A 26963-nucleotide genomic window follows, 5' to 3' on the forward strand; every position below is an offset into this window, starting at 1 on the left:
TGTCGCTCTCGCGCGACAACTATATTAGTATATCATGACCTCTCCTTACTGTCAATACTTTTTTCCAAAAAATTTTATTTTTTTGAAAGTTTTTTTAAATAAAGAAAATAGAGAGGGAATCCTCTCTATTTATATTCTTGTCTGTATTTGTTTTCTTCAGCTTTGTTAGCCCATACATAATGACCTGGTTTAATTTCAACCATTTGTGGTTTATCTTCAGAGTAATCATGTTGTTCTGGATCGTAGATTTTTAGAACTTTTTTACGTTCTAGAATTGGATCTGGAATTGGGACCGCTGAAAGTAGGGATTGTGTGTACGGATGGATTGGGTGGTTAAATAGCTCTTCAGTTTCTGCCACTTCTACAATAACCCCTTTATAGATAACTGCAATACGGTCAGAAATGAAGCGCACAACTGACAAGTCATGGGCGATAAAGAGGTAGGTCAAGCCTAATTCTCTTTGGAATTTTTTCAACAGGTTCAAGACCTGCGCACGTACTGAAACGTCAAGGGCTGAGATTGGTTCATCCGCAATGACAAATTCTGGTTCCATGACAAGTGCACGTGCAATACCGATCCGTTGACGTTGACCACCTGAGAATTCGTGAGGATAACGTGTCAAATGTTCTGCAAGAAGCCCGACTTCATGCATAATATTTTTTACTTTTTCCTGACGTTCTTCTTCGCTGTTAAACAAATGGTGATTGATCAAACCTTCAGAGATAATATAATCAACTGTTGCACGTTCATTCAAACTTGCTGCTGGGTCTTGGAAGATCATTTGAATTTTACGGATCAACTCTGATTTTTCACTATGAGAGTTTTTTCCGTTGATCTTGCGACCGTCATAAATAATTTCTCCAGCACTTGTATCATTCAGACCGATGATCGCACGTCCAATTGTTGTCTTCCCACTTCCTGATTCACCAACAAGAGAGAACGTTTCTCCCTTATTAATGAAGAAGTTGGCGTTCTTTACAGCAACGAATTTTTTACTTCCTTCACCGAAGGAAATTTCTAAATCTTTAATTTCAACTAATTTTTCAGTCATTTCCTTCCTCCTATTCTGTAATGTGAGTGAAGCCCATTTTTGAGCCAATCTTTTCGTGAAGGTTTTCGATTACTTCTGGTTTATGAACTGTTGGTGCATCTGGATGGAGCAACCATGTCTTAGCCCAGTGAGTATCGGTCACTTTGAAAGCGGGTGCCTCTTCTTCAAAATCAATCTGCATCGCATAATCTGAACGAAGTGCGAAGGCATCTCCTTTGATTGGAGCATACAATGATGGCGGAGTCCCTGGAATAGAGTAAAGATCACCATCTGAGGTTGACAATTGAGGCAAGCTTGAAAGCAAGCTCCATGTGTATGGATGTTTTGGATCGTAGAAAATTTCTTCTACTTTACCAAACTCAACAATTTCTCCAGCATACATAACGGCTACTTTATCTGCAATACTTGCAACCACACCTAAATCGTGGGTGATAAAGATAACTGTAAATTGGTATTCTTTTTGAAGGGATTTCAACAAATCAATGATTTGCGCTTGAATGGTTACGTCAAGGGCTGTTGTTGGTTCGTCACAGATTAAGATATCTGGACGGCAGGCCAAGGCGATGGCAATAACGATCCGTTGACGCATCCCACCTGAATATTGGAATGGATACTCATCAAAACGACGTTCAGCATCTGGAATTCCAACTTTCTCCATATAGTCCAAAGCCATTTCTTTGGCTTCTTTAGCTGTTTTCCCTTGGTGTTTGATAATGACTTCTGTAATTTGTGAACCAATTGTGTTGATTGGGTCCAAACTTGTCATTGGGTCTTGGAAAATTGTAGCGATCTTAGATCCACGAATATTTTCCCAATCTTTATTCGATTTCAAATCTGTCAATTCTTGACCACGGTATTTAATCGAACCTTGGGCAATACGGCCGTTATCTTCTAACATTCCGGTGAACGTTTTTGTCAAAACTGATTTTCCTGAACCCGACTCACCAACTAAGGCAAGAACTTCACCTTCTTCTAGCTCAAGCGATACGCCACGAATAGCTGTCAATACGCGATCGCGCACGTCAAATTCCACTACGATATCTTGAGCAGATAAAATAATATTGTTATTTGATGTCATATCTACTCCTCCTATCTATGTGTACGTGGGTCGCTGGCATCGGCCAAGTTTTGTCCGACGATAAAGAATGACAAGGATACTAAAATCAAAACAGTAAGCGGAATCCAGAATAGGTAGGCATTTGTAGTTACGTTTTGAGAATAGTCAGAAATCAACCGTCCCAAACTTGGAACTGTGATTGGAAGACCAAGTCCGAAGAAGGAAAGGAAGGCTTCATAAGAAATAAAGCTTGGAAGTAACTGTGATGTTTGTGTCACGATAACAGATACCAATTGAGGCAAAATATTTTTCGTAACAATTTTCAAAGTTGGTGTTCCTAATGTTCGGCTGGCAAGGTTGTACTCCAAATCACGGTAACGCATGATTTGGACACGAATGGTATAGGCAATTCCGATCCATCCAGTTAAGGACATGGCAAGAATCAAGTTCCAGAAACCAGATCCCATTGAGTAAGTCAAGACGATAACGATCAACATAAATGGAATGTTTGAAATAACGTTATAAACTTCCATCATGATACGGTCGATGGATTTTGAGATCCCCCAAATTCCACCAACGATAACTCCGACAACCACGTTAATAACAGTGGCGATGAAAGAAATGATAATGGAATTCCGAGCACCAAACCAAACTCCATCAAAGAGGGATTTACCGTTATTATCTGTACCAAAGAAAGCTTTGGCACTTGGTGGATTCAAACGTGCTGAAAAGTCATTTACCTTACTTACGTCGTTGTAATCAAAATTTGAAAACATCGGGTAGACAAAACTCATCAAGAGAATCCCAATCAAAATAGCAAGCATAATGATCGTGGTTCTTTTTTTCAAGAATTGTCTGAATACAGATTTCCAGTATGAATACGCTGGAGCATCGATTACTTCAGAGGCAAAGTCATCGCGTTTTACAAACTGAAATTTATTTTTATCGATTGTAGCCATTATTTGCCTCCTTTCGTATTCGTTAATTTAATCCGTGGATCAAGCACTGTCATCAAGATATCACCTAACATGGCAGCAAAGATACCAAGTGATGTGAAGATGAAGACAAGTCCGATGACCATGGTGTTGTTTGATGCTTTAATAGAGTCAATCAACATTTTACCCATACCTGGGAAAGCGAAGACTGTTTCAGTCAACGTCGCACCTGAGATAACTCCAATGATAGCCCCTGGAATTCCAGAAACTAGTGGAACCATCGCATTTTTGAAGATGTGTTTTCTTGAGATCTCACGTTCTGACAATCCTTTTGAACGAGCAAAACGGACGAAATCTTGCGAATGGATATCGATCATATAACGACGAATCCAAACGGCGATAAATGGCGCACTCAATAAACCAAGAATCAGAGACGGCAATACATATGAACGCCAGTCCTGTGCTCCAAGTACTGGGAATGAGTCTGGAAGTCCAAAGAATGAACCTGCTAGACGCACGATATAGACAAGGGCAATGGTTGGGAGAGACATCATAAATGTCAAGACCGCAGTAGAGATGCTATCAAACCATGAGTCCTTGAAAAGAGCCATATAAGATCCTAGTGGGATCGCAATCAAGTAGGCAATCGCAATACCAATCAAACCAATGATTGAAGAAGATGCAATCATGGATGGATTCTCATAGTTGCTCAACGTTGCTGTATAGGCATCCCCTTTACCAAATCGACTGATATCTTGTGAATCTGCCTTACTTGGTGATTTGTAGGTACGTGAGTAGATATCGATGGAAGATGTCTTTTTACCTGTTGGGAAGTTCACTTCAGTCTTCTTAGTCGTTCCTTGTCCTTGGGTAATAACTTGAAGAACAGGGGTATTTGAATAAGTTGGATATGAATTTCCAAGGTTTAAGGTTACAAAGTTTTGGTGTACATATGGGAACTGACCATTAAAGTACAAGAGGTATTTGTGTTTCGTACCAGAACCCACTACAGACCATCCAATAGATGGATCATTTTCAATACGGATATAGCGTTTGAGATTTGGATTTGAGGCATCTTTCACCCAACCTGGATGATCAAACTGAATCAAATTCGCATAGAAGCTGATGACACGTTCAAAAACCGGAATTTCACGCACCGCATAGAAAGACTTACTCTCTGGGAAACGTTTCAACTGCCAACCATGACCTAATTTTTCAATATATTTTTTGTAGATCTTTTCATTAGCAGTTGTCGCATCAACCGTTACGGAAGAATCTTCTTTACTTGCTTTTTGTTGCAAGCTCTTTGAATCCATGTATTCCAAATAACCCATGCGATCGTAGACAGTATTTTCGTAGTTGATCTTCGAATCTTTTGTCTTCGCTACTTTATTGTAGTTGGGGTCATTTTTAAAGATGAGATTTCTCGGTGTTAGCGTATAGATAATCATGTAGGTTAATGTCGTGACGAGAAAGATCGACACTAACGAACGCAAAATACGCATAAAAACATATTTTTTCATATTTCATTCCTTTAATGTCCAAAAGAACTTTCTCCCCTAGAAGAGAAAGTTCTAATGAAAAGCAATAATTTAATTATTTAACGTGTTTTTCAAGATCTTGTTGAGCTTTTTTGTTTGACTCAGCTTTTTCTTTTTGCCATTTTTCACGTGCTTGTTCGTATTGTTTCTTAGTAACTGGCTCATCTTGAACTTCAACGTATTTCAAGTATGTTGAACCTTTGTTACCTGTTTGTGATGATGGTTCAGAGAATGGAACTACCTTAGAAACAACTGTTGCAGCACCTGTACTTGACATCGTTGGAATAACAATCGCACTATCTGTCAACCAAGCTTGAGCTGCTGCGTATTTTTCATAACGTTTCACAACATCTTGTGTTTCGTTATTTGCATCGTCAAGAAGTTTAGCGAATTCATCCAAACCGACTGCTTTTGCTGATGGGTTATCTACACCACCTGCAAAACCAAGGTAAACTTTTGTTTGGTCCTCAGAAGCTGGTTGAAGAGTATCAAGGTAAGTTGATGGATCATCATAGTCTGGGTTCCATCCGACCATTCCTTGAAGATCCCAGTCTGCGTCTGCAGCTGATGGCACATTCAAAGTAATATTCAACACTTCGTCTGAGTCCATCATTTGAAGATCAAGAACGACATTGTCTTTACCAAGAGTATCTTCCACAGTTTGTTTCAGAGATTGCATCCGTGAAACAAAGTTTGTAGAATTTTGTGCTACCGGTACATCAATATGAATTGGGAATTGAACACCATCTTTTTGAAGTTCAGCTTTGGCTTTTTCAAGTTGTGCTTTCGCTTTATCTTTGTTGTAAAGACCATCTTGACCATCTTCAAGGTTGATACCCTTCCATTGGTCTCCATAAGTAGTCAACTTATCTGCAACTACATTTCCGAAGTCTTTTCCATCTACTTGGACAAAGGCTGGTGCTGTGTAGGTATTACGGATAGCTGGTTTAGCAAATTCTTTACCATTGACTTGTGCTGAGTAGTTTTCACGGTTCAAGGCAAAAGTGATGGCCTGACGGAAATCTTTGTTCAAGATTGCTTTCTTAGTAGAAGATTTTTCAGCATCTGATTTCTTAGCAGTGTGGTTATAAGATTGGCGATCCAAATTAAATCCGAGTACTGCTACACCTGATCCTGCTGGTGTAGTAAAGATATCGTCTTTATATTTTTTCTCTACAGTTGCAAAGTTTGAACTTGCAGGGAAAAGGCGAGCTTTTGTATAAGCACCATCAGAGAATCCACGTGCCAATGAATCTTGGTCTGATCCATCGTAATAAGTATATTTTACTTCTTTCAGGTGAACGTTTTTCTTATCCCAGTAGTTGTCATTCTTTTCAAATACAACAGATGATTTTGAAGTAATGGATTTCAAAAGGAATGGTCCGTTTGCAAGGATTGACTTCACATCGTTTGGTTGACCAAAATCATCTCCCTTACTCTTCAAGAACTCTGTGCTTATTGGGAACAAAATTCCGTTAGTCGTTTTAGAGTTCCAGAAAGTTTCAGGTTTGTTCAATGTGTATTGAAGTGTGTAATCATCAACCGCTTTGACACCAACTTGGCTGAAGTCTGTGATTTTTCCTTGGACATAATCATCCAAACCTTTGATTGAGCCTTGAACGAGTGGAAGAGTTTCCGATTTTTTATCAGCAGCGTGTTTCAAACCAGTCACGAAGTCTTGAGCAGTCACTTCGCCATGTTCTTCACCGTCTGCATCGTACCACTTAACCCCTTTACGAATTTTGTAGGTATAAGTCAAACCGTCTTTTGAAACAGACCAATCTTCTGCAAGTGATGGTACGAGATTACCATACTTGTCATTTGCCATCAAACCATCTACGACGTTTGTAGTAATATCGTGTGTAGCAGCTTTAGAAGATACAGTGTAGTCCAAAGTTTGAGGATCATCTGTGTAGACATAACCATAGTTCTTGTCTTCGCCTGAGCTTGCTTTGCTAGTATTTGAACTAGAACATGCAGCCAACAATCCAGCTGCAAGAAGTGTTACTCCGGCAACTGCAAATACTTTACCTTTTTTCATAGGAATTCTCCAATAGTTTTTTTAGATTTGTTTAAGATTATATCACAAGTAGAAAAAAAAGTAAACTAAATTTTCTGAATATTCGATTTATCACTATTCAAAAACCTTGCTATGACTGACTTTTTAGCCTAATTGATGATTTTACAATTTTCCATTGATCATTTGTATGATACAATAGAGAGGACTAAGCAACGAGGAAACAACTGTGAAAAAATTCTTTCTTTCTTTTTTAACCTTCATGCTGCTGTTATGCAGTTTACCTTATCAAGTCGTTCTAGCAGATGATCTGGATCTTCCTGCTCAAAGTGCTATTGCTGTTGAAGCTGATACAGGTAAAATCTTATATGAGAAGGATTCGGAGAAAAAGCGAGATGTGGGGGGGCTATCTACACTCTTGACCACTTATCTGATTTTCGAAGCCATTCATGAAAAAAAACTTTCTCTGAAAGATCCTATTAAATTGTCTGAGAAAGCTCTGGCCTTAAATGATATCGAAGGTGCTGGTACTCTTCCTATGGAGGCGAACCAATATACGGTTGATCAGTTATTGACTGCTCTTTTAGTTGGAAATTCTAGCACCGCTGCCTTGGCCTTAGCTGAGAAAGTGGGTGGCTCTGAGAAAAGCTTCGTTGAAAAAATGAAGCAGAAACTTTCTGAATGGGGCATTCAATCTCCTCATTTAATCAATGCTACCGGATTAAATACTCAAACCATCAGCGGAGATCCTGACGGGAAAGAAGACGAAAATCAATTGAGTGCTTATGATATTGCTGTTATTGCCAAGCACTTACTCCAGGATTTTCCTGAAGTGACCAAATATACTTCAAAACCGACAGCTCTTTTTTCGAACACACAGATTGAAAACCCCAACCTGATGCTAGAAGGCATGCCGAATTACCGTTCAGGCGTTGATGGCCTACGGGTCAGCAACTCTACCAAAGGTGGCATCACCTTTGCTGCTTCGACGACGCAAAATGGCATCCACATGATCACGGTTGTCCTAGGAGTGGAGGCAGTTGACGGTGATCCATATGCACGCTTTGTGGCTACTTCTTCTCTGATGAACTACGTGGTACGAACCTTTGTTTCTTCCATTGTCGTCAAAGAAGGAGATCCCTACGGAAAAAGTAAGGCAACTGTCATGGACGGGAAGTCCGAGACTGTTTTAGCTGTTGCAAAAAAAGACTTCTATATCGTTGAAAAGCAAGGCAGTCAAGCGGAACCAAAAATTCAATTCAAGAGTAACCAAGAATCATTCCGAGCACCTGTCAAATCAGGCACAAATCTTGGAAAATTACACTACACTGATCCAGATAAAATCGGACGTGGCTACTTAGAAGATCAAGAGCCAACGGTCGATATGGTATCGGGAAGAACCATTGAGAAAAGCTTTTTCTTAAAGGTTTGGTGGAATGAATTTGTTCGTTATGTCAACGAAAAGCTATAAGCAAAAAAATCACAATGGAGTCAAATCCATTGTGATTTTATTTTGCTATTAAAACGAATTATCCTACAGATCCTTCCATTTCGTAGCTAATGAGTCGGTTTAACTCAACGGCATATTCCATTGGAAGTTCTTTTGTAAAGGGTTCTACAAATCCCATGACAATCATTTCTGTCGCTTCTGATTCAGACAGGCCACGACTCATCAAATAATACAGTTGCTCTTCTGAGATTTTTGAAACCTTAGCTTCGTGCTCCAAAGCAACTTGTGAGTTGTGGATTTCATTAAATGGAATCGTGTCTGATGCAGATAAATCATCCATGATAATGGTGTCACACTCAATGTGAGAAACTGATTTCTTGGAATTTTTGTTAAAGGTCACTTGTCCACGGTAGTCTACCTTTCCGCCACCCTTCGCGATGGATTTGGATACGATAGACGAGCTAGTGTGAGGGGCATTGTGGATCATCTTGGCACCTGTATCTTGGTGTTGACCTGCATTCGCAAAGGCAATGGACAACATGGTCCCACGCGCTCCTTCTCCATCTAGATAAACAGATGGGTACTTCATGGTTGTCTTGGCTCCTAAGTTCCCGTCGATCCACTCAACTGTGGCATCTTTTTGAGCTTTGGCCCGCTTGGTGACCAAGTTATAGACATTGTCAGACCAGTTTTGGATAGTCGTGTAGCGCATATAAGCACCATCCAAGGCAAAGATCTCAACAATCGCTGCATGGAGGCTATTGCTTGAGTAGGTCGGCGCTGTACAGCCTTCTACATAGTGGACACTTGCTCCCTCATCCACAATAATCAACGTGCGCTCAAACTGACCTGTATTTTCGTTGTTGATACGGAAGTAAGTTTGAAGGGGGACGTCTACTTTTACGCCTTTTGGTACATAGATGAAGGTTCCACCAGACCAGACTGCTGAGTTGAGGGCAGCCAATTTGTTATCCGTTGGTGGTACCAACTTCGCAAAATACTGTTTGAACAGATCTGGGTATTCTTTTAGGGCAGAGTCCGTATCGGTAAAGATAATCCCCAACTTTTCAAACTCTTCTTTCATATTGTGGTAAACCACTTCTGATTCATACTGAGCAGAAGCACCTGCTAGGTAAGCACGTTCCGCTTCAGGAATCCCGATACGCTCAAAGGTTTCCTTGATTTTCTCTGGAACTTCGTCCCATGAACGGGCAGGTTTATCCGAAGGTTTTTGATAATATATCAAATCATCAAAGTCAATCTCTGATAGATCGGCTCCCCAGGTTTGCATGGGCATCTTTTTGAAGGTTTCAAAAGATTTCAAACGGAATTCGAGCATCCATTCTGGTTCATTTTTTGCTGCAGACAATTCACGAATAACCGCTTCATTCAATCCTTTCCCGGTAGAGAGAATGGGTTGAACATCATCGTGAAATCCAAATTTATATTCACCGAGATCAATTGGTTTCGGTTCGACTCTTTCTTCAGCCATAATTTCCTTTCTTTCTCTGTTTCTTCTTTTAACTATTTGCTACGTTCGATCGCTTTTTTAAGAGCATTCCATGAGAGGGTCGCACATTTAATCCGTTGTGGGAATTTTGAGACTCCAGATAAGAAGGCTGCATCTCCCAACTCCTCTTGCCGAGGATCTGATTGGCCTTGGACCATTTCTGAAAAGACCTGTGCCAATTCTTCAACTTCCTCTTTTGTTTTTCCCATTACAGCATCCGTCATCATACTAGCTGAAGCGGTTGAGATCGTACAGCCTGAATTCACAAAGGCAATATCTTCCACCCTGTCATTCTCATCAAATTTCACACTTAACTGGATCACATCTCCACAAGTTGGATTGTTGAGTTGGATCTGATCAACATCTTCAATTTGTCCTTGGTGGTGGGGGTGTTTTGAATGATCGGCTACGACCGCCATGTACAGCGAATCTAATTTAGAAAGTGCCATTGAAAAACTCCTTTGCTTTGATCAATGCCTCAATTAATTTATCACAGTCCGCTTTGGTGTTGTAGATATAAAAACTTGCTCTCGTTGTCGCTGGGACTTGTAGGTATTGAAGGAGCGGTTGTGCACAGTGGTGACCTGCACGAACGGCAATCCCTTCATAATCTAGTGCTGTTGCTAAGTCATGCGGATGGAGATCTCCTAGATTGAAGGAAATGACGCCAGAACGTTGGGCTAAGTCTTGGGAACCATAGATGGTCAAGCCTTCGATAGCCTGTAATTTTGGAAACACATAGGCAATCAATTCTTGCTCATGCGCTTCTACTTGGTCCATACCCAGCTCTTCTAAGTAATCGATTGCTGCACCAAGACCAATTGCGCCCGCCATATTAGGTGTTCCAGCTTCAAATTTCCAAGGTAATTCCTTCCAAGAGGCAGATTGTTCGTAAACAAAGTCAATCATCTCGCCCCCAAACTCGATCGGAGACATTCGCTCTAAGATTTTTTCCTTCCCATAGAGGACACCAATCCCTGTTGGTGCAGCCATCTTGTGGCCAGAAAAAGCGAAGAAATCCGCATCTAAGTCTTGTACATCAATGGCCATATGAGGGGTTGATTGAGCCCCGTCTACAACCATCATCGCTCCAACTTCATGAGCTAATCGAGCAATTTCCTTGATCGGATTGACCACCCCTAAGACATTCGAAGCATGGGTGATGGAGACAAATTTTGTCTTCTCACTAAGCTTGCTCTTTAAGTCCTGCATATCCAGCAAGCCATCTTTTAGATAGACATAGACCAGTTTTGCTCCTGTCTTCTTGCAGGCTTGTTGCCAAGGAATGATGTTGGAGTGATGTTCCATGATGGAAATCAGGACTTCATCCCCTTCCTTTAGGACTTCTTCTGCATAGCGGGCTACCCAGTTGAGTCCAGTCGTTGTCCCTCTTGTAAAGAGCACCTCCTTGGTTGATGAAGCATTGATAAATTTTCTGACTTTCTCACGCGCCGCCTCATAGGCTGCTGTCGCTCGTTCAGCCAAAGTATGGACTCCACGATGGACATTGGCGTTATCTTGCAAATAATAGTGATTAACGGCTTCAAGAACACGTTTAGGTTTTTGCGTCGTCGCTGCATTATCTAGATAAACCAAAGGCTCATCATGGACTAGTTGATCGAGAATGGGAAAATCTTGAGCAATTGTATTTTTATCTAGCATTGTTTCTCCTTAGCGTTGAGATAACTTTTCTTCAATGGTGGCAATCATTTCATCACGTACTTCTTTAACTGGGATTTCAACAATAACAGATCCCAAGAAACCACGCACCACTAAGCGTTCCGCTGTGTGTTGATCCAGACCACGACTCATGAGGTAATACATATCTTCTGGGTCCACTTGACCGATCGATGCAGCATGGCCTGCTGTGACGTCATTTTCATCAATCAAGAGGATTGGGTTGGCATCTGAACGTGCTTGATCCGATAACATCAAGACACGGCTTTCTTGCTGGGCATCTGCTCCTTTAGCACCCTTGATAATATGACCGATTCCATTGAAGGTCAAGGTTCCTTTTTCAAGAATGACACCGTGTTGCAAGATATTTCCGATTGAGTTACAACCAAAGTTGGTCAAGCGCGTATCAATCCCTTGCACCTGACGACCACTTGATAAGGCAACGACCTTCAAATCAGCATGACTTCCATTTCCAACCAAGTCACTGTCAAAGTCTGCAACAACATTGCCTTCATTCATAACACCGATGGCCCAATCAATGCTGGCATCCTGTCCTAGTTTCCCACGGCGACTGATGTAGGCTGTGACATTTTCACCCAGGCGGTCAATCGCCGCAAATTTCACTTGAGCACCTGAGCGGGCGATCACTTCAACCGTCACATTAGCAGTTGCTTTTGCTGTGCCATCACCTTTTGATTCCAAGCGTTCCAAATAGCTGAACTTACTGTTTTTACCAGCGATAATCAAAATGTGTTTGTTAAAAGGTACATCACTATCACTATCCTGGTAAAAAATCCCTTCAATTGCTTCTGCAATCTCAACATTATCTGGGATATAGAGGACCGCCCCACTATTAAAATAAGCTGTGTGGTAAGCTGCCAGCTTGTCATCATCGTATTTGACTGAAGACATAAAGTAGTCTTCTACCACCTGCGGAATTTCCTCTAAAGCAGAGTGGAAATCTGTGAAAACAACTCCTTGCTCTGCTAGCGCCTGTGGGACCTGTTCAAATACAGTCTGAGTCCCAACTTGGACCAATTTTAAATTCGAATCGAGGGCTGTAAAATCAGGGACATTGGCTAAAGCTTCACTTTCTGTGATCGTCCCGTCCCCAAGATTCCAACGATGGAATTTGACGCGTTCGATAGCTGGCAATTCCAACTGATCGATCTTATCAAAAGCTTTTTTTCGTAAATCTAGCAGCCAGCTTGGCTCAGCATGCAGTTCCGAAAAGAGGGTAATATTTTCAATACTCATTTTTTTCTCCTAATAAAGATACTATCTGTTTGATTTTATGACAACATTTGATCACTTGTCATCAGGTTATAGTTCTTCTTTATAGTCGTAACCGAGTTCTTCTGCGAGTTGAGCATAGCCTTCACGTTCCAAGCGGGCAGCCAATTCTGGTCCACCTGAAAGCACGACACGGCCTTCCATCATCACATGAACGACGTCAGGAGTAATATAGTTCAACAAACGTTGGTAGTGGGTGATGATCATCGCTCCAAAACCTTCACCCCGCATTGCATTAACCCCTTTAGATACGACCTTAAGAGCATCGATATCCAAACCAGAGTCAATTTCATCCAAAAGGGCAAATGTTGGTTCCAACATCAACAATTGAAGGATTTCATTGCGTTTTTTCTCACCACCAGAGAAGCCTTCGTTCAAATAGCGTTCTGCCATTTCTTCTTTCATGTTGAGCAATTCCATCTTTTCATCCAATTTTTTGATGAAATCACGAATAGAGATCTTCTCGTCCTCTTCTTTACCAGCATTCATGGCTGCACGTAAAAATTCTGCATTCGTAATTCCTGGGATTTCTGAAGGGTATTGCATGGCAAGGAACAAGCCCATCCGTGCACGTTCGTCTACTTCCAATTCCAAGATGTTGACACCATCAAAGAGAATCTCCCCTTTGGTTACTTCATAATTTGGGTTTCCCATAATGGCAGCTGACAGAGTAGATTTCCCTGTTCCATTTGGTCCCATGATGGCTGCGATCTCACCAGTTTTTAGGGTCAGGTTTACACCTTTTAAAATTTCTTTGCCTTCAATTTCAACGTGAAGGTCTTTAATTTCTAATGTCGACATTGCATTCCCTTTCTTTTTACTTTGAAGTCTAGAAGGTTCTCAAAGCATCGATTCCTTCATCACAAAGTATTTTTTTACCTTTCAAGTATATCAAAAAAAAGCCTAAATGGCTTTTCTTTTGATTAGAACTATTCTTATTTAGTTTTTTCTTTTCGTTTTTGACGAACTTCCTCCCGATAGGAAGAATTCCCTATATAGCGCAGAACATTTAACAAAGGACTATGATGTGGCCCCAGAATCCCAATCAATTCTGCTAACAACTCTACTCCAAACAAGAGCCCGATCACAAGTAGGACGCCCCCAATGCGACTCGAGATGTTGAGCAAGAGAGAAATCAAGGAGAAGATCATCGAAATTCCGTAGATCACAAGTACAGTTCCCCGATGTGTCAAGCCCAGAGAAAGAAGTCGGTGGTGCAAGTGATTGCGATCCGGTTTATAAAATTTTTGACCAGACAGGGTCCGACGGATAATGGCTAAAAAGGTATCTGTAATCGGTACTCCCAAAATGATCATAGGGGTAACGACAGCAACTGCCGTTGCATTTTTCAAACCTTGCAAGGACAAAACAGAAATCATGAATCCGATAAACAAGGCACCGGTGTCTCCCAAATAGAGAATGGCCGGATGGTAGTTAAAGGGAAAGAAACCTGCGATGGACGCAACCAAGACAAAGATCGTCATGGTCAGAAAGAGATTGGGGACTGGTAGAAAGAAATAGGACACAATCCCCATTGTCACTAGGGAAATAATAGAGACCCCACTCACCAAGCCATCTAATCCATCAATCAGATTGACCGCATTGGTAATAGAAACAATCCAAATCACCGTCAAAAGATACGATAGCCATGGTTCAAAATGAAGTAAGGGACCACCGAATGGAATCTTAAAATCATTCAGCCGAAAATCTGTCAAAAACCAGACCAGACTCGCTGCCAGCAGGATGCCGATCATCTTTTTCTTGGCAGACAACTCTTTTACATCATCGATCAAGCCTGTGAGAGCGATAATCCATCCTGCGCCCACGACCGGCAAGGTATAAGATAGGTAACTTTTGATTGGTGCGGTAGTGGATGTCAGCATAGGAATAAAGATGAGAGTCGCAATTGAAAAAGCAATCACAATAGACAGTCCACCCGCGCTTGGCATGGGCTTGGTATTGATCCGACGCGCATTCGGATAATCTACGGCATCAATCTTAAAGGAGAACAAGCGAACCAAGGGCGTCAATACCAAGGCAATCATAAAAGTTCCAATCAGCACCAGAACAAATTGCAAGGAAAAAGACATCATAAGCTAGCAACTTTCTTCAAATTCTCAATTGCACCAGACACCATTAGTAAGTGACCATGTTCCTGCAGAACAGCTCGTGTCACTTCTGAATCATCCGCATACTCCCGAATGATGGCAAGTAACCAGGTTGGATATTGATTTGGTTGATCCTCTGTATCGATCAAGACGGTTAAATAATAATCAGATCCCATTTTGTATAATTCAGAGGTATCCACTGGAAAGCTGACCGTTTTTGAAAAGGCAACTGCTTGCTGGATATTTGAAAAACGCAAAATGTAATAAATATACTGACTTACTGGTGCTTCAGATGTAGGATCTTGTTCTTGATTGTCCCGCAACTCTTCTTGTTCCAAATGGTGAATGGCTTCTGCATCCCCTTTTGTCTTATCAGAGATTGTTTTTTCCAGGGTTTTGATAAATTCATCTGGCGTCATGCGCGACAACTCTTCCATATCAGGAAGATCTGACAAATCCTCAAAATCCAATTGTTGGTCAATTTTTGATTTGGTAACAAAAACATCCAATTTGTCTGGTTTTGGTGTCACACGAAAACTCAGCATCCCGCTATCCAGGAAGCTTTCTGGCATTTCGAGTTCATCCAAAATGGCGTAGAAAAATTCTTCTGTTTTTTCTTGTGGGACAAGGAAATCAGCAATTTCCATCCCACGTTCTTCTAAGTCTTCTAGTTGGATCGTGATCTTAATAGTTGAATCACTAATTTGCTTCATCTTCATAGCATAACCTCATACTTCTAGTCTTACTATTATACTAAAAAATTGGATAGAATTCAAAAAAAGGATGCATAGAAAAGAGGTCGGGACAAGAGTCTCCAACCTCGAAAATAATTTGATCAAGTTCAAGCCTTCTCTTAGAAAATAACACGGAAGAGTCCATACAATAGCAAGATGGAACCAAGAACAATCCGGTATTTCCCAAAGACGGTGAAATCATGATTTTTCACATAATCTGTCAAGAAGCGGATAGCGTACATGCTGACCACAAAGGCCACTCCCATCGCTACCAGTAGAATAAAGAGTTGCCCCAGCGCTAGTGAATGCCCACCAAGAGCGAATTTTCCAACCTTTAAGAGGCTAGCCCCAAACATGGCTGGGATCCCCAAATAAAAGGTAAATTCTGTCACTACTGGACGGCTAACACCATTGATCAAGCCACCTACAATCGTAGCACCTGAACGGCTTGTTCCTGGAAATAGCGATAAAACTTGGAAGAGTCCAATATAAAGAGCTGTTCGATAAGGTAACTTATGCAATTCCGTTACTGCTGGCTCAACTTGTTCCCGTCTTTCCAGATAGATAAAGGCAATCCCGTAGGTGATCAACATAATCGCAACGGAAATCGAATTGTGAAAATGCGCCTCAAACCAATCATCTAATTTAAAAACAAAGACAAGCGGGAGCGTTGCAACCGCAACTTTTGCCCATAATTGCCAGGTCCGACGTACTTCTAGTGGAGATTTACCAGGTTTGAAGGGATACAATTTATCGAAATAAATCACCACAACCGCTAGGATCGCTCCCAATTGGATCACAACATTGAACATCTCCATAAAGGCTGGATCTTGATTTTTAAACTGCACAAAATCCTGTAACAGAATCAAGTGACCTGTACTTGAGATCGGTAACCATTCTGTAATCCCCTCGACAATCCCAAAAAGAACCGCCTTGATTAATTCGATCAGAAACATCTTTTTCTCCTAAACTTACATTTGCTCTATTATATCATAAATCTATGGACTGGACCAGGCCTTCTAAACTAGAAGGGAAAGAGCTACCAAGACCATTCTTAGTGCTACTTAGAAGGCACCAAAGCCTCCTCCGCCTCCTCCGCCAGAGAAACCTCCTCCACTACCAGAGGAAACTGTGAAATGACTAGCTGTCGATGCTGTCGATCCATAAGTAGACATGGCATGACTTGAGTGGGTCACATCATGATAGAACGGGGTGTAAACGAAGGCGTTTAAGGCTTGATTTTCTAAATGAATATTCCGAAGCTTCATGACCTTTGTGACCTGATCAGCTACACCATACAAGGCCGCATAGACCAATAAGCGATTCCATAGGACCAGAGACTGCAACTCTGCATCGTTGAGGTGGGCAATCTCTTTCAACATCCGACCAAAACTATCCCAGTAATAGCGTTGCTCAGCACCCGCAAGATTGACAACACCATCTCGTAGGCAGGCTTTAAAGACACCATTGAAGCGCACTGGCATAAACCAAAGTATGAGGATCCCTATCAAACAAGGAACAGAGAACCAACCCATCCCAAAGATGGCAAAGATTTCTGCTCCAAGGGCGATAAACCAAGCAGCCCAACCAAAGAAGAGACTTCGTCTAGCTTGCGCTTCTTCTTTTGCCTCTAAAGGGCGATAGTAGCTTGGCAAATGGAGATCTTCCACCTTGCGATGAACATCTCTGGCCACTTGGTTGACAGCCGTATCAAAGCGGCCTTGAGCCCAACTTCCTAGTGAACGAATGGCATCTTGATCTGCTTTTTTGGCATGTTTGTATACATCATCACTAAATTTATAATTCTCAAAGAGACGGTTAACAGGACAGGAAACTTGATCCCCAAAAGCCATATTCATAAAGGAACGTTCAAAATCATCTACATGCCCATGAGACTTTCTGGTCAAAACGACTTCATTTCCTTGTTGCTCGTAGACAATCACTCCACGATCCATCAAATCCAGCAATGTAGCTTGAAGCATTTTTTCAAATGTAAACACCGGCGGAGTTGCCTTCTCTTTATTGGTAGGGGAGGCCTCGTCTAATTCAGCTGAATAAACAACCGAGCTCATGACAAGAGGTGCAATATCCTGTGGAATTTCATAAAGACGAGTATCAGTCGGATAAGTCACACCAGGCCAAATCATTTTTTTGAACCGTTTGCGACCCAAGAGAGAAAGAAGCCAGAGTGCAATAATGAAGGCTGGTAAGATCCAGTTCCAAAACATGCGTGTCCAGTATTTTTCCTGTTCAATTTTAGCTTGGTTCTTGTGAAATTCATCCAATTTGGTCAATCCTGTATTTCGACCAGAATCATACAAGGTAGTTAGGTCTGACTTCAACCAGTAACCATACAACTCCACAGCTTTTCCTTTGCCTAGGTTATAGAAAGTGGCAGAATAGATTCCATCTTCTTTCTTTACAGTCACATCCGGTCCCATAAAGGCTGTATGGATATACAGTTCCGATTGGGCATTGGCTGGTGCAAACTTAGGAATGACACGAAATTGAACTTCGTCCACCTTCTGATCGCCATCCGTAATTGGTTTCCAGTTCAACTGCAAGATATCCTTGTGTGAATAAAGAAGATTTTTTAATTTCCATGTGACTTTTATTTTGACTGTATCTGTCGCTACACCACTGTTATAAATTTTCACTCGGTAGCCATCACCTAGATTCGTAATCTCGGGTTCTCTTTGAAGCTCACGACCTTCCACCTCAACCTTTGGCGGTATCTCAATTGCAAAGCCTTGTGGCATGTTCCCCGCAGTTCCTAGGCTAACATACTGCCCTCTATAAGAATCTTTGAAATAATAAACTAGTTCTTCCTCATAGGTGGCGTCGTCCCAGGTGTCCAAGGTCAAGGTTCCACCATAGTAAAGTACATCATAAGGTGGGCTAGATGCATGGACATTCTGACTAACAAAAAGGCAGGCCAGGAAGGCGAAAATAACATACAAATACTTTTTCATTTGATCACGCTCCTTTGTATTATTATAGCATTTTTTAAATAAAAAGAGGACCATGTTTGAAATGCAGCCTATTTTACTGTACAATAGGAGAAGTTAAAATAAGGAAGAGGAGAAAAAATGAAAAAAACATTATTCGCGCTCTTAACAGGGCTTTTCATTTGCCTGGGGATCACACAGGTTGCTCATGCAGATGACTATTTACGAATCGGAATGGAAGCAGCCTACGCTCCTTTTAACTGGACCCAAGAAGATGATGCAAATGGAGCTGTTAAAATTGACGGTACCAATCAATATGCCAATGGGTACGATGTCCAAATCGCCAAAAAGGTTGCTGAGGAGTTAGGTAAAAAACCTCTGATCGTAAAAACATCTTGGAACGGTTTAATTCCAGCCCTCACTTCTGGTAAAATCGATATGATTATCGCTGGGATGAGTCCAACCGCTGAACGTAAAAAAGAGGTCGCCTTCTCCAAGAGCTACTATACCAGTGAACCGGTCATGCTCGTTCGTAAAGATGGAAACTATGCAAATGCTACTAGCCTAGATGACTTTAAGGATGCAAAGGTAACCTCTCAACAAGGGGTCTACCTCTATTCTCTCATTTCCCAACTAAAGGGTGTGAAACAAGAAACCGCCATGGGAGACTTTGCTCAAATGCGTCAAGCGCTTGAATCCGGCGTCATCGATGCTTATGTTTCCGAACGACCAGAAGCCCTAACCGCTGAGTCCGCTAATTCAAAATTTAAGATGATCCAATTCAAAAAAGGATTTGAAGTTGGAGAAGAAGATGCGACCATCGCTATCGGGATGAAGAAGGGTGATACTAGACTTGACCAAGTCAATGCCGCACTAGCTAAGATTTCGTCTGAAGACCAAGTCAAACTCATGGATGATATGATTAAGAAGCAACCAGCTTCCAGTGATGCTAGTGATGATAAGCAGACATTCTTTAGCCAAATGATGAAGATTTTAAAGGATAATGGCCCACAGTTCTTACGGGGAACTGGAATGACCCTCTTAATCTCTATGACTGGAACTATCGCTGGGTTGATTATCGGTTTGTTAATCGGTGTCTTCCGGACAGCTCCGAAGGCTAAAAATAAATTCCTTGCTGGATGCCAAACTGCCTTTGGTTGGTTCCTCAATGTCTACATTGAAATCTTCCGTGGAACTCCGATGATCGTTCAATCCATGGTCATTTTCTACGGTTCCGCCCAAGCCTTTAACATTTCCTTGGATCGTACCTGGGCCGCCATCTTTATCGTATCCATCAATACCGGAGCTTATATGAGTGAGATTGTTCGTGGTGGGATCTTAGCAGTGGATCCAGGTCAGTTTGAAGCAGCGACTGCTCTAGGAATGACCCATGGACAAACCATGCGCAAGGTCGTCCTTCCACAGGTTGTTCGCAATATCTTGCCAGCAACAGGGAATGAATTTGTTATTAACATCAAGGATACATCTGTTTTAAATGTTATCTCTGTAGTTGAACTGTACTTTACAGGAAATACGGTCGCAACTCAAAACTACCAATACTTCCCAACCTTTACGATCATCGCTGTGATTTACTTCGTTCTCACCTTTACCATCACACGAATTCTTCGCTATATCGAACGTCGCTTAGATTCTGATACTTATACTACAGGTGCCAATCAAATGCAAGTCAATGAGGTGAAATAATGGCAGAAAAAATTCTTGAAATCCAACATTTAAAAAAATCTTATGGTCAAAATGAGGTTTTGAAAGATATTTCCCTTACGGTTGAAAAAGGAGAGGTGATCTCCATCATCGGGAGCTCTGGTAGCGGAAAATCAACCTTCCTTCGCTCCATCAATCTTCTAGAAACTCCTACAGCTGGAGAGATTCTCTATCGTGGACAAAATGTTCTTGATCCTGAGTATGATCTTACCCACTACCGCGAGAAATTAGGAATGGTTTTCCAAAGCTTTAATCTCTTCGAAAATTTAAACGTCTTGGAAAATACGATCGTTGCACAAACAACCGTCCTCAAGCGTGATCGTGAAACCGCAGAAAAAGTTGCCAAAGAAAACCTTGAAAAAGTCGGTATGGGATCTCAATATTGGGCTGCCCGTCCGAAACAACTTTCAGGTGGTCAAAAGCAACGGGTCGCTATCGCACGTGCCCTTTCCATGGATCCTGATGCTATCCTCTTTGATGAACCAACTTCCGCCCTGGACCCTGAAATGGTTGGGGAAGTTTTGAAAATCATGCAGGACCTCGCTAAAGAAGGTTTGACCATGATCGTCGTAACCCACGAAATGGAATTTGCCCGCGATGTCTCTAGCCGTGTCATCTTCATGGACAAGGGGGTCATTGCTGAGCAGGGGGATCCAAAAGAAATCTTTAGTAATCCCAAAGAAGAACGGACCAAGGAATTCCTTCAACGCTTCTTACACTAATCTCTTGAAACAGTTTGCTTACCAGTATGGAAGCAAGCTGTTTTTTGTACCTCCTCTTCTTTTAAGGCATAGAAAAAACCAGAGAGGAAGCCTCTCTGGTTTTTAATTGGAACAACAAATTAATCTTCGAATTTTTGATGATTTTTGTCATAAAAATCAATCAATCCGAGTGCAGTTTCAAAAGAGATGTTCTTCACTTTTGCACGTCCTTGAGCCAAGGCAATGATAGACATTTCACGGGCATTTGTTTCTTTACTGATACGATAGCCCGTAATTTTCTTATCGCGTACCCATCCAACAACTGATTCTACTTTTTCAAAGTTCGATTTAGCCATGATCTTTCTCCTATATTATTATTTCCAATACTAATATAAATTGTTTTGCACATTTTGTCAACTAAAATTGCTGAAAATACGAACCTTTTTTAAAAAATGAGAAAAAGTTTACTTTGCTTTCAGGGCTGATAATATTTGTGTACGAATGTTTTCGACTCCATCCGGGTTTGCTGGTAGGAAAATCGTATTATTCCCTTCTTTATCAGCAAAATTATTCAAGGTATCTAAGTACTGATTGGTTAACAGAATAGACATGATTTGCTCTTCGGTCAAGTCTACATTCGCACCTTTTAACTCTTTAATAGAGTCTGCCAATCCATCGACAATAGCCTTCCGTTGCTCGGCAATACCGACCCCGTGCAAGCGGTCTTTTTCCGCCTCAGCTTCGGCAGCAGTAACGATCTTGATCTTGTCTGCTTCTGCCAATTCCTGAGCTGCCACGCGTTTTCTTTGCGCCGCATTGATCTCGTTCATGGATTGTTTCACTTCGGCATCTGGCTCAACTTTGGTGATCAAGGTTTTTACAATAATATATCCATAAGTTGACATTTCTTCTGCCACTTGTTTTTGAACTTCAAGGGCGATTTCATCTTTTTTCTCAAATAATTCATCCAAGGTCAACTTGGGAACAGAAGAACGCAAAGCATCTTCAATGTATGATTTAATCTGTGACTCTGGACGCATCAACTTGTAGTAGGCATCCTTTACGTTGCTTTCGTTCACTCGGTATTGTGTCGCCACATTCATGGTAACGAATACGTTGTCCTGAGTTTTTGTTTCAACCACGATCTCACTCTGCAAGACGCGCAATTGAACTCGTGCTGCAATTTTATCGATACCAAAAGGCGCTCGCATATGAATGCCACTATCGCTAATTTTTTGATAACGTCCGAAGCGCTCAATGATGGCAACGGATTGTTGCTTGACCACATATAGTGAGCTAATCACAATGAATCCTGCAACCAGTAGCAAGAATAAAACAAAGATAATAAATCCAGGCATAAAAAGTTCCTCCTTTTAATTTACGCATATCATATCACAAGTGTTGATAAAAAAGCAATATATTCCTTAAAAATATATTGCTTAAATGGTCGATTGTTTCTGTATGATACTCAGACCAGCATATTATAGAGAGTTTCATTTCCGTTCAAGTTAATGAAAGAGGGATCAAAACGCTCAATACGATTGACCAAACCTGCATAGTCATGCTTATTGGCCAAAGTAACCCCAATCAAGACAGGGCCTGTTCCCTTACTAGCACGCTTGATGTATTCAAAACGTGTAATATCATCATTTGGCCCTAAGATATCATTTACAAATTCACGAAGGGCCCCTGGACGTTGTGGGAAATTGACGATAAAGTAGTGTTTGACCCCATCGTAGATCAAGGCACGTTCTTCCATCTCAGGCATACGGTTGATATCATTATTCCCACCTGAGATAATACAACAAATGGTTTTCCCCTTGATGTATTCGCGCAAGATTTCAAGGGATGCCACACTAGCTGCTCCCGCTGGTTCGGCTACGATCCCTTGTTTGGAATAAAGATCAATCAAAGTCTCTGAAATCAAGCCTTCATCGACCCCAACCAAAGTTTCCACATGTTGACGGGTCACTTCATAAGTCAATTGTCCCACCTTTTGCACAGCAATCCCGTCTGCAAACTTATCGATTTCTGGTAATTTGACGGGACCACCTGCTTCAAAAGCAGCCTTCATGGAGCGTGCTCCTTCAGCCTCTACCCCAATGACTTCAATCCGAGGATCCGTTTCTTTGATATAGGTAGAAACACCTGAAATGAGGCCTCCTCCACCAACAGGGACAAGGACAGCATCAAAGGCAATCGATTCTTTTCGAGCTTCCTCAAGAATTTCATAGGCCACTGTTCCTTGGCCAGCCTGTACGTGTGGATCATCAAACGGGTCAATAAAGGTCCGTTTTTCTGCAAGCGTAAATTCTTGGGCCGCCTTAGCTGATGCATCAAAGGTATCCCCGACCAACTTGATTGTTACATAATCCCCACCAAAGAATCGGACTTGGCCGATCTTTTGTTGCGGTGTCGTAATCGGCATGAAGATGGTCGCTGGAATCTTCATTTCATTACAAGTATAAGCAACCCCTTGCGCATGGTTTCCCGCAGAAGCACACACTACCCCACGTTCCCGCTCTTCTTTTGATAATTGAGAGATCGCAAAGTAAGCACCACGAATTTTGAAAGAACGAACACGTTGGGCATTTTCTTTTTTCAAATAAATCTTTGCCCCATATTTTTCAGATAAATAGTGGTCGTATTCAAGAGGCGTATTAACAACGACCCCTCTTAATATTTTATGGGCCTTAGCCACATCTTTTGCTGTTATCATTTCATACCTCTGTTGCTGTGTTTTGATGAAAAAAGCAAGCCAGGGTGTCCCAACTTGCTTAGTCTTCTACAGACAATTAGTTGTAGATTTTGAAGGCGTCATCGTCGTTTTGACCAACGAACGGCATTGCTTTACGTAATTCAGCACCAACTTTTTCAATTTCAAGGTTAGCAGCTTGTTCACGGTAAGCAGTTAATTTTGGACGTCCAGCTTTGTAGTCGTTAACAAAGTCGTTAGCGAAGTTACCATTTTGAATGTCAGCAAGAACAGATTTCATATTTTCTTTCACTTGCTCAGTGATGACACGTGGGCCTGATACATAGTCACCGTATTCAGCAGTGTTCGAGATTGATTGACGCATTTTCTTGAAGCCACCTTCGTAGATCAAGTCCACAATCAATTTCATTTCGTGAAGAACTTCAAAGTAGGCCAATTCTGGAGCATACCCAGCTTCAGTCAACACTTCAAAACCAGCTTCGATAAGGGCAGTCAAACCACCACAAAGTACAGCTTGTTCTCCGAACAAATCTTCTTCCGTTTCTTCTTTGTAGGTTGTTTCAAGAAGACCAACGCGTGCCGCACCAACACCTTTACACCAGTCCATAGCGATATCTTTCGCATTACCAGTAGCATCTTGGTATACTGCGTAAAGTGCAGGAACACCAAAACCTTCTTCAAATGTACGACGTACCAAGTGACCTGGTCCTTTAGGAGCACACATGAAAACATCAACATCTTTAGGAACTTTGATGAATTCGAAGTGGATGTTAAATCCGTGTGCGAAACCAACCGCATTACCAGCTTCAAGGTTTGGAGCAATTTCTGCTTCGTAAAGTTCTTGTTGGATTTCGTCTGGTGCCAAGATCATGATAACATCAGCCAATTTAGTTGCTTCTGCTACTGTATAGGTATCAAAACCATCTTCTTTTGCCTTATCAAATGATTTCCCTGGGCGCACACCGATGATGACATCATGACCTGAATCACGCAAGTTTTGTGCGTGTGCATGTCCTTGAGAACCATAACCGATCACAGCAATTTTCTTTCCAGTTAATGCTGCAACTTTAACGTCTTTTTCATATTCCATTTGAACTGCCATAAGTAAAATCTCTTTTCTATTTTAATTTGCCTTTTTAAGGCGAGGATAACAATTTTCAGTCGAGAATTAATCTCGAGTAAATCCGGTTGCGCCGGTGCGGGCGATGTTTTTAATCCCATACGGTCGAATAACACGAATGAGGGCTTCGCTCTTTTCTGCATTTCCCGTCATTTGAACGGTGATAGAGCTTGGGGCCACATCGACCACGGTCGCACGGAAAGGTTGAATAATGGCCAAGATTTCTGCCCGCTTCTCAGCTGGTGCAGAAACTTTCACCAGAATCACTTCGCGCTCCAAGTGTGGTTTGTCAGTGATATCACGAATGCGAATCACATCAATCTGGCGGTTGAGCTGTTTGATGATTTGCTCTACTTCATCATGCGAAGCAACATCAATGATAATGGTAATCCGCGATACATTAGGGTTTTCTGTTGCTCCAACAGAGATACTTTCGATATTGACTTGACGTCTCGACAAGACTCCTGTAAAGCGGTTCAGAACACCTGAGCGGTTTTGAAGTTTGGCTGTTAACATTCTACGCATTAAACTTCACCCCCAACATCTCATGATTACTCTTACCAGCTGGTACCATCGGCAACACATGCTCTTTCCGAGAAATGTCTACTTCGATGAACATTGGTACATCTTCTGTGATGACTTCCAAATCCTTCTCAAGAGTTTCAGGATTATCAAATTTATAATTCTTGATCCCGTAGGCTTGCGCCATCAATTGGAAATCCGGAAGGCTATCAAAGACTGACTCTGACGTCCGACCATCATAGAAGGCTTCTTGCCATTGGCGGACCATCCCAAGCGAGTGATTGTTGAGCATAACAACCTTGATCGGAACCTTATAAATATTTAAGATCGCTAATTCTTGGTTGGTCATTTGGAACCCACCATCTCCGACAAAGAGAACAACTTCTTTATCTGGATTGGCAATTTTCGCTCCGATAGCTGCAGGAACACCGAATCCCATCGTTCCTAGACCACCAGATGTTACCAATTGGCGCTCATTTTGGTAAGGATAGTATTGAGCTGCCCACATTTGGTGTTGTCCAACGTCTGTGACGACAATAGCGTCCCCCTTGGTCAACTCTCCAATGCGTTCGATCACAGCTTGTGGCTGCACAACCCGTTCTTTCTTGTCGTATGAACGAACCCGGTTCTTATCTTGGGTCACCTTTTCGATCCATTTTTCTGTGTTGTTATGAACCGTTGGCTCTGCTAGCAATTGTTGCAAGGCTTTCTTTGCATCGCCAACAACAGGAATGTCGACAGCAATGATCTTCCCAATCTCTGCAGGATCAATGTCAATATGGGCAACCTTAGCATTTTTAGCGAAAGTCTTTGGATTCCCTGTCAAACGGTCATCAAATCGACAACCAACACTGATCATGAAATCTGTCTCTGTCATAGCGATATTGGCCGCGAAGGATCCGTGCATTCCTCCCATCCCTAGGAAAAGAGGATGACTGGTTGCAATCGTTCCTTGACCTAACAGACTGGTCACTACTGGAATCTGATAGCGCTCTGCTAGAGCAATCAACTCTTTTGCAGCTCCAGCGTAACTCACCCCACCACCAGCAAGAAGAACTGGTTTTTTAGCCTTACTCAATTGCTTCAAAATCTTTTTGATCTGCAATTCATTGGGTTCAATGGTAGGCTGGTAGCTTGGAAGCTTCACACTTGGTTCATAGATAAAATCTGTCTCTAAAGCAGACACATCCTTTGGAAGGTCAATTACCACCGGACCAGGGCGTCCAGTCGTCGCAATATGGACAGCTTCTGTGATAATTCGCGGAATATCTGCCGTCTCACGTACTTGATAGTTGTACTTGGTGATGGGCATGGTAATTCCCACAATATCTGCTTCTTGGAAGGCGTCTTTCCCGATCCCAGCACGATTGACTTGACCAGTGAAAACTAATAAGGGAACGCTATCGCTCATGGCATCTGCAATCCCTGTAATGGCATTGGTCGCCCCCGGTCCACTCGTGACGACTGCGACACCCAGCTTTCCAGTTGATTTGGCGTAGCCTTCAGCCTCATGCAAGCATCCTTGTTCATGACGACCCAAGATATGCTGGATACCCTCAAAGCTATAGATGGCATCGTATAAAGGCAAAACCGCTCCACCAGGATAACCAAAAATCGTGTCAATGCCCAAATCACGCAGGGTTTCAAGAACGAGCTCTGAACCGGTTTTTGCAGTTTCTAAGGTAATTTTCTCCATGTCTCTCCTTTCCAGTACTTTGTATATCAAATTAGCATGCTACTATCATACCATTTTTAGAAAATATTTCAAGGAAAAATAGTAAATTTTCTGAATTTTCTATCCAAATCCGAAGAATGAGAGTTTTTCTAAAAATGCTAGGTCTATCAGAAAAAAGTCTCTAG

General features: G+C 41.7%; 23 protein-coding genes. 3 read left to right on the plus strand and 20 right to left on the minus strand.

The window, feature by feature from the left end; all coding sequences use genetic code 11:
• Positions 1–125: 125 nt before the first annotated feature.
• From LIZ08_RS07920 to LIZ08_RS07940, 5 genes are all read right to left on the minus strand, one after another.
• A complete protein-coding gene (locus LIZ08_RS07920) occupies positions 126–1052 on the minus strand; it encodes an ATP-binding cassette domain-containing protein (protein ID WP_003010296.1) in 927 nt (308 codons plus the stop codon).
• A gap of 10 nt (positions 1053–1062) precedes the next feature.
• On the minus strand, positions 1063–2130 hold the full coding sequence (locus tag LIZ08_RS07925; protein WP_003010293.1) for an ABC transporter ATP-binding protein: 1068 nt from the start codon (positions 2128–2130) through the stop codon (positions 1063–1065).
• A gap of 11 nt (positions 2131–2141) precedes the next feature.
• The gene (gene oppC, locus LIZ08_RS07930) at positions 2142–3068 is read right to left on the minus strand and encodes an oligopeptide ABC transporter permease OppC (RefSeq protein ID WP_003010290.1); all 927 of its coding nucleotides are present in this window, start codon (positions 3066–3068) and stop codon (positions 2142–2144) included.
• Positions 3068–4567 carry an ABC transporter permease gene (locus LIZ08_RS07935; protein ID WP_155169260.1) on the minus strand — a complete coding sequence of 500 codons (1500 nt, stop codon included), beginning with the start codon at positions 4565–4567 and terminating at the stop codon, positions 3068–3070. Before LIZ08_RS07935 ends, oppC begins: the two co-directional genes overlap by 1 nt.
• Positions 4568–4640: 73 nt before the next feature.
• Positions 4641–6626 (minus strand): peptide ABC transporter substrate-binding protein, encoded by a 1986-nt coding sequence (locus tag LIZ08_RS07940; RefSeq protein WP_227038630.1) that lies wholly within the window; start codon positions 6624–6626, stop codon positions 4641–4643.
• A 205-nt stretch (positions 6627–6831) separates the two neighbouring features.
• Here LIZ08_RS07940 and LIZ08_RS07945 point away from each other — a divergent pair, with 205 nt between their 5' ends.
• Positions 6832–8073: a serine hydrolase gene (locus tag LIZ08_RS07945; RefSeq protein WP_125826536.1), complete on the plus strand. Its 1242-nt coding sequence runs from the start codon at positions 6832–6834 to the stop codon at positions 8071–8073.
• A 58-nt stretch (positions 8074–8131) separates the two neighbouring features.
• Here the strand turns inward: LIZ08_RS07945 and sufB are convergent, their stop codons facing one another.
• From sufB to LIZ08_RS07990, 9 genes are all read right to left on the minus strand, one after another.
• Positions 8132–9544, minus strand: a complete 1413-nt coding sequence (gene sufB / locus LIZ08_RS07950; RefSeq protein ID WP_003010279.1) for a Fe-S cluster assembly protein SufB — start codon at positions 9542–9544, stop codon at positions 8132–8134.
• 32 nt (positions 9545–9576) lie between these two features.
• Positions 9577–10011: a Fe-S cluster assembly sulfur transfer protein SufU gene (gene sufU / locus LIZ08_RS07955; protein ID WP_003010276.1), complete on the minus strand. Its 435-nt coding sequence runs from the start codon at positions 10009–10011 to the stop codon at positions 9577–9579.
• Complete coding sequence (locus tag LIZ08_RS07960; RefSeq protein WP_227038631.1) at positions 9998–11224, minus strand: cysteine desulfurase; 1227 nt, start codon at positions 11222–11224, stop codon at positions 9998–10000. The genes sufU and LIZ08_RS07960 overlap by 14 nt, the downstream gene beginning before the upstream one ends.
• Before the next feature lie 9 nt (positions 11225–11233).
• Positions 11234–12496 (minus strand): Fe-S cluster assembly protein SufD, encoded by a 1263-nt coding sequence (gene sufD / locus LIZ08_RS07965; protein WP_195487455.1) that lies wholly within the window; start codon positions 12494–12496, stop codon positions 11234–11236.
• Between the two features lie 66 nt (positions 12497–12562).
• Entirely contained in the window at positions 12563–13333 is a 771-nt protein-coding gene (gene sufC / locus LIZ08_RS07970) for a Fe-S cluster assembly ATPase SufC (protein ID WP_003004238.1), read from the minus strand.
• 134 nt (positions 13334–13467) lie between these two features.
• On the minus strand, positions 13468–14625 hold the full coding sequence (locus LIZ08_RS07975) for a glycosyltransferase family 4 protein (protein WP_227038632.1): 1158 nt from the start codon (positions 14623–14625) through the stop codon (positions 13468–13470).
• Entirely contained in the window at positions 14622–15359 is a 738-nt protein-coding gene (gene mecA, locus LIZ08_RS07980) for an adaptor protein MecA (protein ID WP_003004768.1), read from the minus strand. Before mecA ends, LIZ08_RS07975 begins: the two co-directional genes overlap by 4 nt.
• A 134-nt stretch (positions 15360–15493) precedes the next feature.
• A complete protein-coding gene (locus tag LIZ08_RS07985) occupies positions 15494–16330 on the minus strand; it encodes an undecaprenyl-diphosphate phosphatase (RefSeq protein ID WP_013904699.1) in 837 nt (278 codons plus the stop codon).
• Positions 16331–16438: 108 nt separating this feature from the next.
• Positions 16439–18346 (minus strand): DUF2207 domain-containing protein, encoded by a 1908-nt coding sequence (locus LIZ08_RS07990; protein WP_227038633.1) that lies wholly within the window; start codon positions 18344–18346, stop codon positions 16439–16441.
• A gap of 117 nt (positions 18347–18463) precedes the next feature.
• On the opposite strand from LIZ08_RS07990, the gene LIZ08_RS07995 reads away from it, so the two are divergent.
• Both LIZ08_RS07995 and LIZ08_RS08000 read left to right on the plus strand, forming a co-directional pair.
• Complete coding sequence (locus LIZ08_RS07995) at positions 18464–20026, plus strand: ABC transporter substrate-binding protein/permease (protein WP_125826530.1); 1563 nt, start codon at positions 18464–18466, stop codon at positions 20024–20026.
• Positions 20026–20766, plus strand: a complete 741-nt coding sequence (locus LIZ08_RS08000) for an amino acid ABC transporter ATP-binding protein (RefSeq protein WP_003010256.1) — start codon at positions 20026–20028, stop codon at positions 20764–20766. The genes LIZ08_RS07995 and LIZ08_RS08000 overlap by 1 nt, the downstream gene beginning before the upstream one ends.
• A gap of 119 nt (positions 20767–20885) precedes the next feature.
• Here LIZ08_RS08000 and LIZ08_RS08005 read toward each other — a convergent pair whose 3' ends face one another.
• The 6 genes from LIZ08_RS08005 to LIZ08_RS08030 form a co-directional block, all read right to left on the minus strand.
• Positions 20886–21101: a hypothetical protein gene (locus LIZ08_RS08005; RefSeq protein WP_003004771.1), complete on the minus strand. Its 216-nt coding sequence runs from the start codon at positions 21099–21101 to the stop codon at positions 20886–20888.
• A gap of 108 nt (positions 21102–21209) precedes the next feature.
• Entirely contained in the window at positions 21210–22103 is an 894-nt protein-coding gene (locus LIZ08_RS08010; RefSeq protein WP_049475093.1) for an SPFH domain-containing protein, read from the minus strand.
• Positions 22104–22213: 110 nt separating this feature from the next.
• A complete protein-coding gene (ilvA, locus tag LIZ08_RS08015) occupies positions 22214–23464 on the minus strand; it encodes a threonine ammonia-lyase IlvA (protein ID WP_003015520.1) in 1251 nt (416 codons plus the stop codon).
• A 76-nt stretch (positions 23465–23540) separates the two neighbouring features.
• A complete protein-coding gene (gene ilvC / locus LIZ08_RS08020; protein WP_227038634.1) occupies positions 23541–24563 on the minus strand; it encodes a ketol-acid reductoisomerase in 1023 nt (340 codons plus the stop codon).
• 66 nt (positions 24564–24629) lie between these two features.
• Positions 24630–25106 carry an acetolactate synthase small subunit gene (gene ilvN / locus LIZ08_RS08025; protein WP_023919316.1) on the minus strand — a complete coding sequence of 159 codons (477 nt, stop codon included), beginning with the start codon at positions 25104–25106 and terminating at the stop codon, positions 24630–24632.
• Positions 25099–26799, minus strand: a complete 1701-nt coding sequence (locus tag LIZ08_RS08030) for an acetolactate synthase large subunit (RefSeq protein WP_003004603.1) — start codon at positions 26797–26799, stop codon at positions 25099–25101. Before LIZ08_RS08030 ends, ilvN begins: the two co-directional genes overlap by 8 nt.
• Positions 26800–26963: the final 164 nt, after the last annotated feature.

It is taken from the genome of Streptococcus sp. 210928-DFI.4.42 (assembly GCF_020554365.1).
Lineage (GTDB): Bacteria > Bacillota > Bacilli > Lactobacillales > Streptococcaceae > Streptococcus > Streptococcus parasanguinis_S.